Origin of the sequence: Pararhizobium sp. IMCC3301 (genome assembly GCF_030758315.1) — a bacterium.
Taxonomy (GTDB): Bacteria; Pseudomonadota; Alphaproteobacteria; order Rhizobiales.
Map to the genome: position 1 here is coordinate 2367746 of NZ_CP132336.1, position 13994 is coordinate 2381739.

The 13994-nt window shown below is 55.7% G+C and carries 14 protein-coding genes, 1 tRNA gene and 1 pseudogene; 11 read left to right on the plus strand and 5 right to left on the minus strand.

Annotated features, from left to right (window positions below):
* The first annotated feature begins 102 nt into the window (after window positions 1-102).
* The 3 genes from RAL88_RS11475 to RAL88_RS11485 all read left to right on the plus strand — a co-directional run bounded on the left by RAL88_RS11475 (window position 103) and on the right by RAL88_RS11485 (window position 2924).
* Complete coding sequence (locus RAL88_RS11475) at window positions 103-651, plus strand: PAS and helix-turn-helix domain-containing protein (RefSeq protein WP_306263489.1); 549 nt, start codon at window positions 103-105, stop codon at window positions 649-651.
* A gap of 232 nt (window positions 652-883) precedes the next feature.
* Window positions 884-1561: a response regulator gene (locus tag RAL88_RS11480; RefSeq protein ID WP_306263491.1), complete on the plus strand. Its 678-nt coding sequence runs from the start codon at window positions 884-886 to the stop codon at window positions 1559-1561.
* Entirely contained in the window at window positions 1548-2924 is a 1377-nt protein-coding gene (locus RAL88_RS11485) for a HAMP domain-containing sensor histidine kinase (RefSeq protein ID WP_306263493.1), read from the plus strand. Before RAL88_RS11480 ends, RAL88_RS11485 begins: the two co-directional genes overlap by 14 nt.
* Here the strand turns inward: RAL88_RS11485 and RAL88_RS11490 are convergent.
* Window positions 2876-3322 (minus strand): diacylglycerol kinase, encoded by a 447-nt coding sequence (locus tag RAL88_RS11490; RefSeq protein WP_306263495.1) that lies wholly within the window; start codon window positions 3320-3322, stop codon window positions 2876-2878. The genes RAL88_RS11485 and RAL88_RS11490 overlap by 49 nt on opposite strands.
* A gap of 4 nt (window positions 3323-3326) precedes the next feature.
* Entirely contained in the window at window positions 3327-4982 is a 1656-nt protein-coding gene (locus tag RAL88_RS11495; RefSeq protein WP_306263496.1) for a phosphoethanolamine transferase, read from the minus strand.
* A gap of 275 nt (window positions 4983-5257) precedes the next feature.
* Between RAL88_RS11495 and RAL88_RS11500 the strand changes: the two genes are divergently transcribed.
* From RAL88_RS11500 to RAL88_RS11510, 3 genes are all read left to right on the plus strand, one after another.
* Window positions 5258-5334, plus strand: a tRNA-Arg gene (locus RAL88_RS11500).
* A 49-nt stretch (window positions 5335-5383) separates the two neighbouring features.
* Complete coding sequence (locus RAL88_RS11505) at window positions 5384-5953, plus strand: CAP domain-containing protein (protein WP_306263498.1); 570 nt, start codon at window positions 5384-5386, stop codon at window positions 5951-5953.
* A 38-nt stretch (window positions 5954-5991) separates the two neighbouring features.
* Window positions 5992-7671 carry an AMP-binding protein gene (locus RAL88_RS11510; RefSeq protein WP_306263501.1) on the plus strand — a complete coding sequence of 560 codons (1680 nt, stop codon included), beginning with the start codon at window positions 5992-5994 and terminating at the stop codon, window positions 7669-7671.
* Here the strand turns inward: RAL88_RS11510 and RAL88_RS11515 are convergent.
* Window positions 7628-8794: a GNAT family N-acetyltransferase gene (locus tag RAL88_RS11515; RefSeq protein ID WP_306263503.1), complete on the minus strand. Its 1167-nt coding sequence runs from the start codon at window positions 8792-8794 to the stop codon at window positions 7628-7630. The genes RAL88_RS11510 and RAL88_RS11515 overlap by 44 nt on opposite strands.
* Window positions 8795-9037: 243 nt before the next feature.
* On the opposite strand from RAL88_RS11515, the gene leuD reads away from it, so the two are divergent.
* The 4 genes from leuD to RAL88_RS11535 all read left to right on the plus strand — a co-directional run bounded on the left by leuD (window position 9038) and on the right by RAL88_RS11535 (window position 11854).
* Window positions 9038-9643: a 3-isopropylmalate dehydratase small subunit gene (gene leuD / locus RAL88_RS11520; protein WP_306263505.1), complete on the plus strand. Its 606-nt coding sequence runs from the start codon at window positions 9038-9040 to the stop codon at window positions 9641-9643.
* Window positions 9644-9667: 24 nt separating this feature from the next.
* Window positions 9668-10084, plus strand: coding sequence for a RidA family protein (locus RAL88_RS11525; protein ID WP_306263507.1), 417 nt, complete (start codon window positions 9668-9670; stop codon window positions 10082-10084).
* A gap of 119 nt (window positions 10085-10203) precedes the next feature.
* Window positions 10204-11328 carry a 3-isopropylmalate dehydrogenase gene (gene leuB, locus RAL88_RS11530; protein WP_306263508.1) on the plus strand — a complete coding sequence of 375 codons (1125 nt, stop codon included), beginning with the start codon at window positions 10204-10206 and terminating at the stop codon, window positions 11326-11328.
* 4 nt (window positions 11329-11332) lie between these two features.
* Entirely contained in the window at window positions 11333-11854 is a 522-nt protein-coding gene (locus RAL88_RS11535; protein ID WP_306263509.1) for a GNAT family N-acetyltransferase, read from the plus strand.
* 68 nt (window positions 11855-11922) lie between these two features.
* On the opposite strand, the gene RAL88_RS11540 is transcribed toward RAL88_RS11535, so the two are convergent.
* On the minus strand, window positions 11923-12831 hold the full coding sequence (locus tag RAL88_RS11540; protein ID WP_306263510.1) for a DMT family transporter: 909 nt from the start codon (window positions 12829-12831) through the stop codon (window positions 11923-11925).
* Window positions 12832-13069: 238 nt separating this feature from the next.
* Here RAL88_RS11540 and RAL88_RS11545 point away from each other — a divergent pair.
* Window positions 13070-13410 (plus strand): annotated as a pseudogene (locus tag RAL88_RS11545) (hypothetical protein).
* A 35-nt stretch (window positions 13411-13445) separates the two neighbouring features.
* Here the strand turns inward: RAL88_RS11545 and RAL88_RS11550 are convergent.
* On the minus strand, window positions 13446-13982 hold the full coding sequence (locus RAL88_RS11550) for an N-acetyltransferase family protein (protein ID WP_371932178.1): 537 nt from the start codon (window positions 13980-13982) through the stop codon (window positions 13446-13448).
* Between the last annotated feature and the right edge of the window lie 12 nt (window positions 13983-13994).

Genomic DNA, 13994 nt, shown 5'->3' on the forward strand with positions numbered 1-13994 from the left:
ATTTTCAGGTCCTGCTATCCGCATCAGTATCAGCAGATTTCCCTACGGTCTCAAGACCGTATAAACACGGTTAGGCCGGACCATAGGAGGCTGCGTTTAACGATGGAACAGGATCTGGCCATGCTGGCCTTTGACGAAGCACCGATCGGCATTGTGCTGACCGAACACAGGATCATGAAAAGCTGCAATGCAACCTTTGCAAACCTGTTCGGGTATGAAAAACAAGAGCTGATAAACCAGTCTTTCCGGATGCTGTATTCCAACCGTCAGGAGTTTGACGCGATCCGCGATATTGGACTTAAACCACTGCAGGAAAAGGGAATTTACTCTGACGAACGGATCATGAAACGGCGCGACGGCACGCCGTTCTGGTGCCGTTTCAGAGCCCGTACCCTGACCCGACACAAACCGTTGCAGCGCAGTGTGTTGAGCTTTGCAGTGATCTCCGACACCATTGCCAACGTGCGGCTGACACCGCGCGAGCGGCAAATCGTGTTACAGCTCAGCAAGGGTCAGACCAGCAAGCAGATCGCCCGTTCTCTCGGCCTGTCACCGCGTACCATTGAAGATGTCCGCAGCCGGTTGTTGAAGAAATTCGATGTGCGAAACGCCGCCGAACTTCTGACCCATATGATTGGTGTTGAATTTTAGGAAACAGGGCACGGTTTCGATGTTTGTGCCAGCCCGCTACGGTCTGAAGATGGTCCCGGAGCGACCATAGGCCGCAACTTTTTTCCATCCGTCAGAGCTTATCCGGAATAACAGTATTTCCGGACCGTTTCTGGCGGTTTTCAGCAGTTTTTTCCTGTCTATTATGGCCGAAAATGTTACAATTCGCCGGGTCTATAATCCCTCAGCCGAGCCATCTTTGTGAAAGTCCAAAATGCGCATATTGATCGTCGAAGATGACAAGCCGACAGCAGAGTTTGTTGAAGCCGGCCTGCGCGAACTCGGCCATGTGGTGGATCTGGTCAACAATGGCCGGGACGGCGTTATGTACGCCCTCGACGAAGCCTATGATCTGGCTGTGATAGATCGCATGCTGCCCGTATTGGATGGTGTTGCCATTGTCAAAACTCTGCGCGCCTCCGGGTCCGGTCTGCCGATTATCCTGCTCACCGCCATGGGCGGCGTCGATGACCGGGTCGAGGGGCTGGAAGCCGGCGCCGATGATTATCTGGTCAAGCCGTTTGCGTTTTCAGAATTAATGGCCCGCATCAATGCGCTGGCCCGGCGGCCTTCGCTGAAGGCCCAGATTACCGAACTGCATGTCGCCGATCTGACTCTGGATCTGGTGCGGCGGACCACAATGCGGGCTGGTCGCAACATTGATCTCAAGCCCCGTGAATTTTCAGTTCTCGAAGTGCTGATGCGCAATGAGGGCCGGGTCGTAACCCGCACCATGCTGCTGGAAAAAGTCTGGGACTTCAATTTTCTGCCGCAGACCAGCGTTGTCGAAACCCTGATTTCGCGGCTGCGCGCGAAAATTGACAAACCGTTTGACGTGCAATTGCTGCATACGGTCCGCAACACAGGATATTCTGTCCATGCGCCCCGCTAAAATTTATCGCAGCGCCGCTGCAAAATTGGCTGCTGCATTTTTCGGCGTGTTTTTATTGTTATTCCTGATTGCAACGGTAACAACATATCTGTCTCTGCGTGATGAGCTGATTGAAACCGTCGATGACCGGCTGAAGCCGGAGCATGAAATAATCTCTGCATTATGGAATCCCGATGCGCGAGACAGTTTCATCGAGAATGTCCGGGCTCTGGCTGCTTTAAGTGATCCGAAAATCAGTGTTCTGCTACTGACTGCCAGCGGCGGCAGCCGACTGGCGGGAAATGTCGACCCTTTCCCGGTCAAATCTGGATTTTCTATGGATCCGCTGACGCAGGTGAAACGCCGCGAGGACTATTCCTACCGGCTATATTCCAGGCCGGTTGGTGATATGCAACTGACCATAGGCGGCAGTCTTGAAGATACTCAGGAATTGCTGGAAACCTCACTGATCAATCTGGCCTGGACGTCCGCACTTGCCGTTTTTCTCGCGATCATCGGGTCGGTTTTCCTCAGCCGGAAAGTTCAGCGGCGGCTCAGTCTGGTGTCGGACACCATGAACCGGGTAGCAGGGGGAAATCTCGACGCCCGCATTCCCCTGTCAAAGTCCGCCGATGATCTTGACCGATTATCCGGCACGATCAACGATGCTCTGGACCAGCTCAAACTTCTTGTCGACGGCATGCGCCAAGTGACAACCGATATTGCCCATGATTTGAAGACGCCGCTAAACCGCCTCGCTTTTACAATTGAGGACGCACTGCAGAAGGATGCGGCAGGCGAGCCTGTATCCAAGCGGTTGGAAGTGGCACGTGATGAATGCGAAAACATCAACCGGACATTTGAAGCTTTGCTGCGGATTGCCCAGATTGAGGCCGGTGCCCGCAACAAGTCACATTTTGTAGCGCTGGATCTGACCGCCCTGATTGAAACAATTGCCGATATTTATGCCGATGTCGCCACTGACAGCGGCATGTCACTGCAGACTGAGCCTGCGGGTCCGCCGGTTTTGATTGTCGGCGATGAGCAATTGCTGATGCAGATGCTGGTTAATCTGGTAGAAAATGCGATCCGCCATTGCGGCCCGGACACCGTCATCAGCCTTGCCACGAGTGTCTCTGACGATCAGCCCCAAATCCGGATTTCCGACACAGGGCCGGGCATTCCCGAGAACGAGCGATGCAATGTCCTGCGCCGGCTTTATCGGCTGGAAAAGAGCAGAACCACATCCGGCAATGGTCTTGGCCTTGCGCTGGTGAAAGCTGTGGCGGAAATGCATGGCGCCCGCGCTGAACTGACTGACAATCAACCTGGCCTTCAGGTCAGTATTGTGTTTCCTGCAACAAGCGGTGAAACAATCACATAAAGCGCATACAGCATATTCGCCGCCAGCAGGCAGAATACCGCGAAAGAGCCGAGATCCTTGGCGTCCCGGGCAGATGATGACCATTGCGGCGAGATCCGGTCCACCACAATTTCGATGGCAGTGTTCAAAGCTTCCACCGCGACCAGCAGCAGGAACAACCCGCCTGCAATCAGATAGCTGGCAAAAGCCGCACCCGACAACACAAAGCCAAACACAATCACGGCGAACAGAATGAGTTCATGACGGAATGCCGTTTCGCCGAGCAATCGTTTTGCGCCACCGCTGGAATATCGCGCCGCCGCCAGCACATGGGCAGCCCCATGAGCACGCGGCGGAACGCGTTCCGGTTGATGAGCCGGTTGATGAGGGAGATTTATCGGCTGGTGGGAGATCGTCATCGGCTCATCGATCCGTTGTCATGGCAAGGCTGGCCGGATTCTGCGCCATGCAGGTGCCAAACAGATCCAGCGCCGGCTGCCGCACTTCAGTCTCAATATTCAGCAGACCGAGCATCGAATGAAACAGATTGTCCTGGGATACCGGGCTGTCTTTCCTGGCGCTGACACAGTCCGTATTCAAATTCATCTGGTTTTTGAATTCTTCGGAAAACCACGCCACAAACGGAACCTTGGTTTGCTCCTCAGGCGCGATGAAATAGGGTGCGCCATGGAGGTAAAGCCCGGATTCTCCCAGCGATTCGCCGTGATCTGACATAAAGATCACCGCCGTTGCCAGCGTATCACTTTTGCTCTTGGCAAGATCGATGATATCCGCAACGTTCTTATCTGTGTAAAGGATCGTATTGTCATAGGCGGCAACAATTTCCTCCTGGGTACAGTCGGCAAATTGAGCCGTCCGGCAGGCCGGAGCGAACACTTCCATCGCCTGGGGATAGCGCTTGTAATAGGCCGGGCCATGACTGCCGATCTGATGCATCACCAGCAAGGTATTGTCCTTGGCCTCGCCGATAAACGGCTTCAGAGTTTCAGTAAAGATGCCATCGTCACACTCGCCATCGCGGCAGAACTCGGGGTTGGTCCCGTTTGACAATTTCTGGTTTGGTACGCGTTTGGCGATGCCTTTATTGCCCGTATTATTCTCCCACCAGGCGACCTGAAATCCTGCTCGCTGGACAATATCCAGCAGATTTTCCGAAGCTTTGCCTTTTTCGTTGCTGAAACTATCGCGGGCATAATGCGAGAACATGCAGGGCAGGGAAACCGCAGTGGCGGTCCCGCAACTGGAGGTATCGGAAAAATTGATGACATCACGTTTTGCCAGTTGCGGTGTGGTGTTGCGTTCATACCCGTTCAGGCCAAAATTTTGCGCCCGCGCGGTTTCGCCGATAACCAGCACCACAAAGAGCGGCTTCGTCGCAGCTTTCAGAACAGTTCCCTGCCTGGCATCCGTTCCCAGTGGTTGAGCCACGATATTCGTTTCACGCATCGCCCGGCGGACATATTTTACAGCGCCTGCGACAGGGGCCGCAGGGTTGATCACAGCCATAAAATCCTGGCGCTCACGAAAGATCGAGGAATAGGCGGAAAAATTGGACAGCATGATGGTGCCGCCGACCACCAGAGTGATCGCGACAAAAGCCGCGTTGAACAGAACCTGTTTCAGCACTGGCCCCCGTTTCACAGTGACAAAAGCTACAAATGCTATCGGCAGCACGGCGAAGACCAGCAGATGCAACCAGAAGGCAGGCGTCATCAGGTCCGACGCTTCGTTAACGGTGGTGGTGACAGTGTTGCGGATCATCTCATGATCAATGACAACGCCGAATCCGTCGACAAAATAGGCGGATATCGCCGCCACCAGGATGAAAAATATCAGAACCGGTTTGAAAACATACTTGTTGGAGAACACCAGCAGCCCGGCAATATGCGCCAGCAGCAGAGTGACAGCCAACAGGACCAGCTTGCCGGAATGGCCATCAAACACAGCGACCCCGCGTGACCAGAATGTATTGTTCAGGCCGGCAAACAGATAGAGCGTTACCAGAGCGCTCAACAGGACAGGGGAAAGTGCCGGACGAGTCAGCTTGGGAACACGCAACATAAAAAGCCTTTGGGTGGCTGGACACAAAAAAGACACTCACTCCTGGCTGCCTTGAACCGCAGTGATGGCCGCATCCTTCAAATAATAACGTCCTGTCTACGCCCTGCTCTTTTCGGCGCTCTGTCAGATGTCTTACATCTGTGTAAGAAATCAGCCTATGTCCGAGCGGCCATAGCGGCAGCTGGCCACACCGGTGTTTTTGGAATGCAGTGCAGCATCGCTATTTGACTTCCGTTCCGGCTTTGCTAACAAGGGCAGGTAAAGCGTGCTGGGGTCCCGTAGCTCAGCAGGATAGAGCATCAGATTCCTAATCTGAGGGTCACTGGTTCGAATCCAGTCGGGATCACCATCCATCTTCACGCCAGAAAGGCCAGTGAGGCCAGAAAGGATTGTGTGTGATGACACTGCCAGATCGCAGACAGGTTTTGCGATATGTTCTGCTTGCAGGCATGTCCGGAACCGGTGCCATCACCCTGTCCGGTTGCATCGGTAGCGGGATCGCACCCGGTCTGTCGAAAAACGCCGGAAAAGAAGGCTTGGATCCTTCCATGGCGAGGATCATCACCACTGCCACTCACACCTCCAAAGGCGCGTCTCTGACCTCCGCCTACCGTGCCGGCAAGGGCCTTGGGCCGGTGACGAGCAATGCCAAATTGCAGCGCATGGCGGAAGGTCATGCCATGGCCATGGCCCGCACCGGAAAAGTCCAGCATTCCATCGGTTTTGGCGATAATTTTGTGCGACGCCTCTATGCATCGGGTTATGATGCCCAGGAAGCTGCAGAAAATATCGCCGGCGGGTTCGACACAATAGAAGAGGCCATGATCGGCTGGCAGACTTCGGCCGGTCATCGCAAGAACCTGCTCAAGCCAGCGGTTCGTGAAATCGGAATTGGCGTCAGCCAGAACCCGACCACTCATCTGGAAACCTATTGGGCAATGGTTCTGGGTGTTCAGGTCCAGGCATGATGCCGATCCTGCCACTCTGTGGAGCCCGCTAGGCGCAGATGCTCGATTATGCCGCCAGTTACGATGCGCTCTACCGCAATTTCTGCTGGCGCATTCCGGCCCGGTTCAACATCGCTGAAGCCTGTTGCGAAACCTGGCGCAGGCGCGAGCCAAACCGCGTTGCCCTACATCATATCCTGGCCGATGGCGATGTTCAGAACTGGACATTCAGCCAGCTAAGCATTGCATCTAATAAGCTGGCTAATTATTTCTGCTCCAGCGGTTGCGCGCCGGGCGAGCGGATCGGAATTCTGTTGCCTCAGGCACCTGAAACGCTGATCTCGCATCTGGCCACCTATAAGGCAGGACTGATCGCAGTGCCGCTGGCGCTGCTGTTCGGTCCAGACGCCTTGGCCTACCGGTTGAAAGATGGCGGTGTTTCCTGCGTCATTACCAATGCGCAGGGGTTGGAGAAACTGCTGGCTCTGCAGTCGCAATTGCCGGATCTGCGCAGCATCATCGTCGCAGATATGGCGCCGCAAGTGCCCCTGCCCGATCATGTCCACCATTTTGACGAGATTCAGCAGAAAGCCTCTGCCACCTTCCAGATGTGCAGGACCGGGCCGGATGATCCGGCCATGATGATTTATACCTCCGGCACCACAGGGGCACCGAAAGGCGCGCTTCACGGCCATCGCGTGGTGCTGGGCCATCTGCCCGGCATGCAGATGTCGCATAATTTTCTGCCCCAGCCGGGAGACCGCATCTGGACCCCAGCCGACTGGGCCTGGGCGGGGGGCCTGCTCAACGTGCTTCTGCCATCGCTGCTGCTTGGCGTCGCCGTTGTTTCCAGCGCCGTGCAGAAATTCGATCCCGAATGGGCGTTCGATCTGATGCAGACCCGGGGTGTGGTCAACGCCTTTATTCCGCCAACCGCACTGAAAATGCTGCGCGCAGTGCCTCATCCGGCCGAACGCTTTGCTCTGCATTTGCGCACGCTGGCATCTGCCGGTGAAGCGCTCGGCGCTGAAACCTATCACTGGGTGCAGCACAGTCTCAGCCTGACGGTCAATGATGCCTATGGCCAGACCGAATGCAATCTGGTGCTGGGATCGTGCTCAGCGCTCGGGATAAGCCGCGCCGGTGCCATTGGCCGCATCGTTCCGGGGCACCAGCTCGCCATTCTGGATGAGGACGGATCTGTCGTACCGCCCGGCACCCAGGGCGAAATCGCCATTCGCGCCCCGGATCCGGTGATGATGCTGTCCTATTGGAACAAACCGGCGGAAACCGCAGCCAAATTCAAGGGACCGGACAAGGACTGGTTTACAACCGGCGATCAGGCAGTGATGGATGAAGAGGGTTTTGTCAGCTTTGTTGGTCGCGATGACGATATCATCACCTCGGCAGGCTATCGCATCGGACCAACCGAGGTGGAAGACACTTTGTTGAGCCACCCTTCTGTCGTTCTGGCGGCGGCAATCGGCAAGCCTGATCCTTTGCGCACGGAAATCGTCAAGGCCTATGTTGTTCTGGCGGATGGCTACGAGCCATCGGCAGAGCTTGCCGGCAACATTCAGGACTATGTCCGCAATCGCCTGTCAGCTCATGCGTATCCGCGTGAAATTGCCTTCCGTTCGGCACTTCCATTGACCACATCTGGAAAAATAATTCGGCGCACCCTGCGCCAGGAGGCTATCTGCGAAGCCGCTGCCGCAAAGCCCTTGCCACCTGTCTGAGGCGGGCTTCAGCCTGATAGAAGCCTGACAGGGTTCGGGCCGGAGCATGAGAGCCCTTCAGAGGAACCACCAGAGTGCCCACGGTGAGACGCTGCGGCCAGAGCCATCCGACCAGCGGATGCTCGGGTCCGGCCAGGGAATCAATCCAGATCGGGGTGTTTTCAGCTGCAAAGCGCCGCGACGCCGCCAGAATCACCTGATAGCCCGGCGATACGGCGTCATAATCTGTATTGTGGCCGATTTTCCAAACCACGCCGCGGCCCGCGATCTCAAAGCTGATCACCATAGCAACGCTCTGATTGCCCTGTCGCTGCGGGTCCTCGAGACTATCAATCGCCAGCGTGTCCTGCGCCCCGTGGCTTGCCACCAATTCGCTGGCATAGGCCAGTGCCGTGTCACTTTGTTTCAGCGCCGAGCCAGCCGCACCCTTCCAGCCCATCGCCTCCAGCTCACAGAATTGCCGAAAGCCTTCATCACGGGCCGCATCACCGCGCAGAACCCGATGCACCAGCGGAAGGGTCCGCTGCATTTTCCGCAGTTTCTTTTTGCGTTGCGCTGACAGCGCGGCCGCCTCTGTCCAGTCGGATGTCAACACAGCGCGCTCGGCAATGCCGGACCAGAAGCCGGCTCTGCCGTCTTGGCGGCCACCCGGCAGCGCAACCGCTGTTGCCAGGGTGCTGCCGGTTTCCAGCAACGGACATGCCAGAGCCGAAAAACCCCTGTCTGCCAATTCCTCGAACAGCAGATCCGGCCGCAGCCGTTTATCCGCCAGTGGTGTGCCCAAAGGGGCGTAGGTGTGTGTCCAAATCCTGACGAGGGAGAAGCTGGCAATCCGCGAGATAACAACAGGAGCTGCCAGACAAAGCCGGCCGTCCTGAAACCATAACAGCCAGTCAATCGACCCTCTGGACAGGCTTGCCGAGGCGGCAACTGCACGCGGTGCGAAAAATACATTGCCGCTGTGGCGGGCTGCCGGCTGGTGCGCGAGTTGCTCAATAGCCGATAGATCGGCCTTCGAAAGAGCGTCATGCCGCACCAGTTTCAAGGCACAGGACGCTGCGCTTTCAGCAGTGTCTAAGCCGCTGTTTTCCTCAAATGCGAGGACAGGAGCTGATAAGGACATGGGCACACCATCTCTGCGACGGTTTGGGTGAGGCGATGGCACCAACATCTGCTGTTGATGTAAATTGCACGTTAATTGCGGGCTCTCGATGCGTGCCATGGTTAACACCACCTGATGAGCCAACCTCGCATCTGGCTCGCTTGCAGTTCGAATGCACTGTTTCATCGACGATTGCGCCAAGACACTGCTTCACAAATCCCGCAAGCTAAGGTAAACCGGCGCCAATCAATAAGGGAATTCAAGATGGACAAGTTCGACAAATTGACCGCAGTGGCTGCACCGATGCCGATCATCAATATCGACACCGACATGATTATCCCGAAGCAATATCTCAAAACCATCAAACGGACCGGGCTTGGATCCGCTTTATTCTCGGAAATGCGCTATAATGATGATGGCTCGGAGAATGCCGGTTTCGTGCTCAACAAACCTGCATACCGCAATGCCAGTATTCTGGTGGCAGGTGATAATTTCGGCTGCGGCTCCAGCCGCGAACACGCGCCCTGGGCCTTGAAGGATTTCGGCATTACCTGTGTCATCTCCACCAGTTTCGCCGATATTTTCTACAATAATTGCTTCAAGAACGGCATTCTTCCCATTGTCGTCAGCCCGGAAGAACTGGACAAGCTGATGGATGACGCGGAACGCGGTGCCAACGCGACTTTGAGCGTTGATCTGGAAACCCAGGAAATCCGGGGGCCCGATGGCGGCGTGATTGCATTCGAGATTGACGCTTTCAAGAAACACTGTCTGATTAACGGGCTCGACGACATTGCACTGACCATGGAAAAAGCTGCAAATATTGACGCTTATGAAGCAAAGCAGAGCGATGCGCGGCCCTGGGCATAGTCCCCCGCCTTGGGATTTGAAGACATGACCAGAAAACGAATTTCCACCGGGTCGCAGTTTGAGACGACCGCCGGCTATTCCCGGGCTGTCATTCAGGACAATTGGTGTTTTGTATCCGGCACGACCGGATATGATTACAGCACTATGGAATTGCCAGACAGTCTGGAAGCCCAGCTGGCAAATGTGTTCGCCACCATTGATGCCACACTGAAACAGGCCGGATTTTTGCGCTCAGACGTTATCCGGGTTGTTTATTATGTGGCGGATCGCAATTTGGTCGAACTGGTGTTTCCCCTTGCAGGCGTCTATTTCAGCGGGATTCAGCCGGCCGCTACAATGGTGATCTGCGATCTGATTGAACCGGCCATGAAAATTGAGATCGAAATCACTGCCCTGAAAGCCCGCATCTCGACCGAGAGTGAGCCGGCCCTCCTGACTTAGAGCACGGCAGTTTCTGAAGAATCCGCCGTTTCAGAGTTCTTCAGCGGGGCAGGCACTTGCCAGCGCAGGAAAGCCGCTTTATCCCAGCTTCAACAAAGCTTTTCATCAAGGACCGTTCTATGACCACCCACAAACTTCTGCTTCTTCCCGGTGACGGCATCGGCCCGGATGTCATGACTGAAGTGAAATCCGTCCTGGCCTGGATCGAAAAGGCCGGTCTGGCCGGTTTTGAACTGGAAGAGGATCTGGTCGGTGGCGCGGCCTTTGACGCCCATGGCAAAGCGATTTCCGATGATGCCATGGCGCTGGCGCAGGCGGCGGACGCTGTGCTTTTCGGAGCCGTCGGCGGCCCCAAATGGGACGATGTGCCTTATGATGTGCGCCCGGAAGCCGGCCTGTTGCGGTTGCGCAAGGATATGGAGCTGTTTGCAAATCTGCGTCCGGCGATCTGCTATGGCGCGCTGGCCGATTCCTCATCCTTGAAACGGGAAATCGTCGAAGATCTTGATATTCTCATCGTCCGTGAACTCACCGGCGGCGTCTATTTCGGCGAGCCGAAGGAAATTATTGATCTTGGCAACGGCCAGCAGCGCGGCATTGATACCCAGATTTATGATACCTATGAAATTGAACGCATTACCCGCGTTGCATTTGACATGGCCAGAACCCGCAATGGCAAGGTCACATCCATGGAAAAACGCAACGTCATGAAATCCGGCGTGCTCTGGAACCAGATCGTCACACGGGTCCATGCCGAGGAATTTTCTGATATGGAGCTGGATCATATGCTGGCGGATGCCGGTGCAATGCAACTGGTGCGGCGTCCAAAGCAGTTCGATGTTATCGTCACTGACAATCTGTTTGGCGATGTTCTATCGGATATTGCCGCCATGCTGACCGGCTCGCTGGGCATGCTGCCCTCAGCCTCGCTTGGCGCGCCGGATGCTCTCACTGGCAGGCGTAAATCGCTTTATGAGCCGGTCCACGGATCGGCCCCGGATATCGCCGGCAGCGGCAATGCCAACCCGATTGCGATGATTTCCAGTCTGGCGATGGCCTTGCGCTATTCACTCGATATGGGCGACACTGCCAGCCTGATCGAAAAAGCCATCGCGAATGTCCTGGACCAGGGCATTCGCACAGCCGATATTTACACTGATGGCATGACGAAAGTCGGCACCCATGGCATGGGCGCAGCTATTCTGTCCGAGCTGGATAGTTTATCAGAAGGCACTGAGGCTTGAACCAATGACATCTGACGGGACATCGAAGACTACACAAACAGACGCGCAGGAACAGGCAATTGATGGGCTTTCCCTGCGGCTTCTGGCGGATGGTGATGCCCTGATTCTGGCGCCCTTGCTTGCCTCTTACGCGCAATTGCTGCGCCGTGGCGCGCCGCGCCGCCCGGACCGCTATTATGCCGAAACCCTGCTTCAGGACCGCACCGCCGAAGTACTGGGTGCTTTCCGCAGTGCGGAACTGGTGGGATTTGCGATCTTTTTTGATCTGCCGGAAGCGGTTAGCGGCCGCCGCACCGGACAAATGGATGATCTTTTTATTTCCCATGAGCACAGGGGACTGGGCATCAGCACCGAACTGGTTCGGCACCTGACCCAAATCGGGCACAGCCGCAACTGGACCTATCTGCGCTGGCTGGTCTCGGAAAAGAACGACATTGCGATGCGGATTTATTCCGACCTGTGTGAACCGGCCGCCTTCAAAAGCTTTGTCATACCGGTCAACCCGTCAACCGATTTAAGCGCCTGACAGGATCACCTGTAGCGCGTTATCGTCGAGCGCTCCAGGACTGGCATCAATTGGCCGTCCGATCGTTCTCACCATTCAATCATAACCGCTCCGGCGGCAATCAGGCCAATCAGCAGCAGACGCGGCACCGTCACCTTTTCCTTGAAGATGAAAACACCCAGTGCGGTGCCGAAAATGATCGATGTCTCGCGCAGGGCCGCGACAGTGGCGACCTGGCCGAGGCGCGTCGCCAGCATAATTGCGCCGAAGCTGATAACACCGATCAATGCGCCGAACAGACCTCTGGTAAACAGGGCAGCCTTGTCGATTGGCGTCTCAAGACGGCGATATTTCAGCCCGGCTATGATGGGTGATCCAAACAGCCCGGAAAAGAAAAACCACGCCAGAAAGGTAAACGGATTGTCAGCCAGCCGAATGCCATAAGCGTCCACCGTGGTGTAAACCGCGATTAGCACGCCAGTTCCCATGGCAAATCCTATGGCCAGTTTCAGACCGCGCATATTGACGCCGAGAGCGATCGCACTGCGCAAATTGACTTGGGCAAGAGCTAGAATCCCGCCGGAAATCATGATGATGCCAAGCCACTGATTTAAAGTGAGTATTTCATCAAAAACGATCATCGCTGCAAGGGCAGTGAGCAACGGGCCGGACCCGCGGCCGATGGGATAGACCAGCACAAAGGCACCATGTTCGAACGATTTCACTTGAAACCATTCATAGGCAAAATGCACCACATAGACGATTCCGAGGATCGGCCATAATTCGGGCGTTGGCCATGGCGTAACGAACAGGGCAATCGGCGCTGCCGCTGTTCCGTAACAGATATTGATCGCACCCCGATTCAGGAGTGGGTCGCCGGATTTGACGACTGCCCCGAAGATCGCATGGGCCATTGCCGACAGGAGGGCGAGAACAAGGGCAATCAAAGCACCTGTTTCGGTGCCCTCGACAGATTTTATGATTTCGACAATATTCATCGGGTTCCGATTTGATGTGCTGTCCGCAGGGAAACTTTGACTGGTTGCCAAGACCATATCTGGGCCGCATCTGCAACTCCTTATGGCAGATGCACCTGCACCAACGGGGGACCTGGCCACCTGCTGTTCAACCTGCCGGGTTCAGCTATAAGAACCGAACCACCAGACGGGATCACAGACATTGGCTTCTGGCTATTCCGCAACACCGCTTTTCAGAAAACTCGGACTGAAGCCGGGTATGCGGGCGATCGCGCTGAATGCGCCAGGTCATTACATCACTCTGCTTGGCGCTGATGCGGAGGGAGTCGATTGGGTGAGTGAAATGGGTCAGGGAATTCAGTTCATCCATCTGTTCACCATGTCCGCGACAGACTGCTTCCCACCTGCCTTGAACACCTCGATCGGTCCGGCATGATCTGGGTATCATGGCCGAAGAAAGCCTCCAAAGTACCAACCGACATTGTTGAAGACACAATACGTTTCGTCTGTCTTCCTCTGGGCCTTGTCGATGTGAAGGTCTGTGCTGTGGATGAGACCTGGTCCGGACTGAAATTGATGATCCGCAAGGAACTGCGCTGAACACGTCCTGGATTATTTTGCGCAGTGGCGGCCCATCAGGGCATGGTTCCCGAGCGCAGCGCGCCCGCACCCAGTGGCCTCTGCATCAGCACACTGTCGAGCCAGCGATTGTGTTTCCAGCCGACATTTCTGAAAACACCGGCATGTTCAAAGCCAAGCCTTTCATGCAGGGCGATCGAGGCTTTGTGCTTGCTGTCGCCGATGACAGCAATCATCTGGCGGAAATCTTTGGCAGTGGCCTGCTCAATCAAGGCGGCCAGAAGAGCTTTGCCAACGCCATGGCCGCGCGCCATGGGTGCAAGATAGATGGAATCTTCAACGGTAAAGCGGTAGGCCGGGCGTGGCCGGTAGGGTCCGGCATAGGCATAACCTAACACCTGGCCTTCTGTTGATCTGGCGACGAAATACGGAAAGCCCTGATCGGTCAGCGCGTGGCAGCGCCGGGTCATTTCTGGCAGATCCGGCGGCGTCAACTCAAATGTGGCTGTTCCGGTCAACACCGCGTCGGCATAGATGGCCTGAATGGAGGGCAGATCCTGCGCATCTGGTGGTGAGATATGAACTCCGGACAGGTCAACGGACAT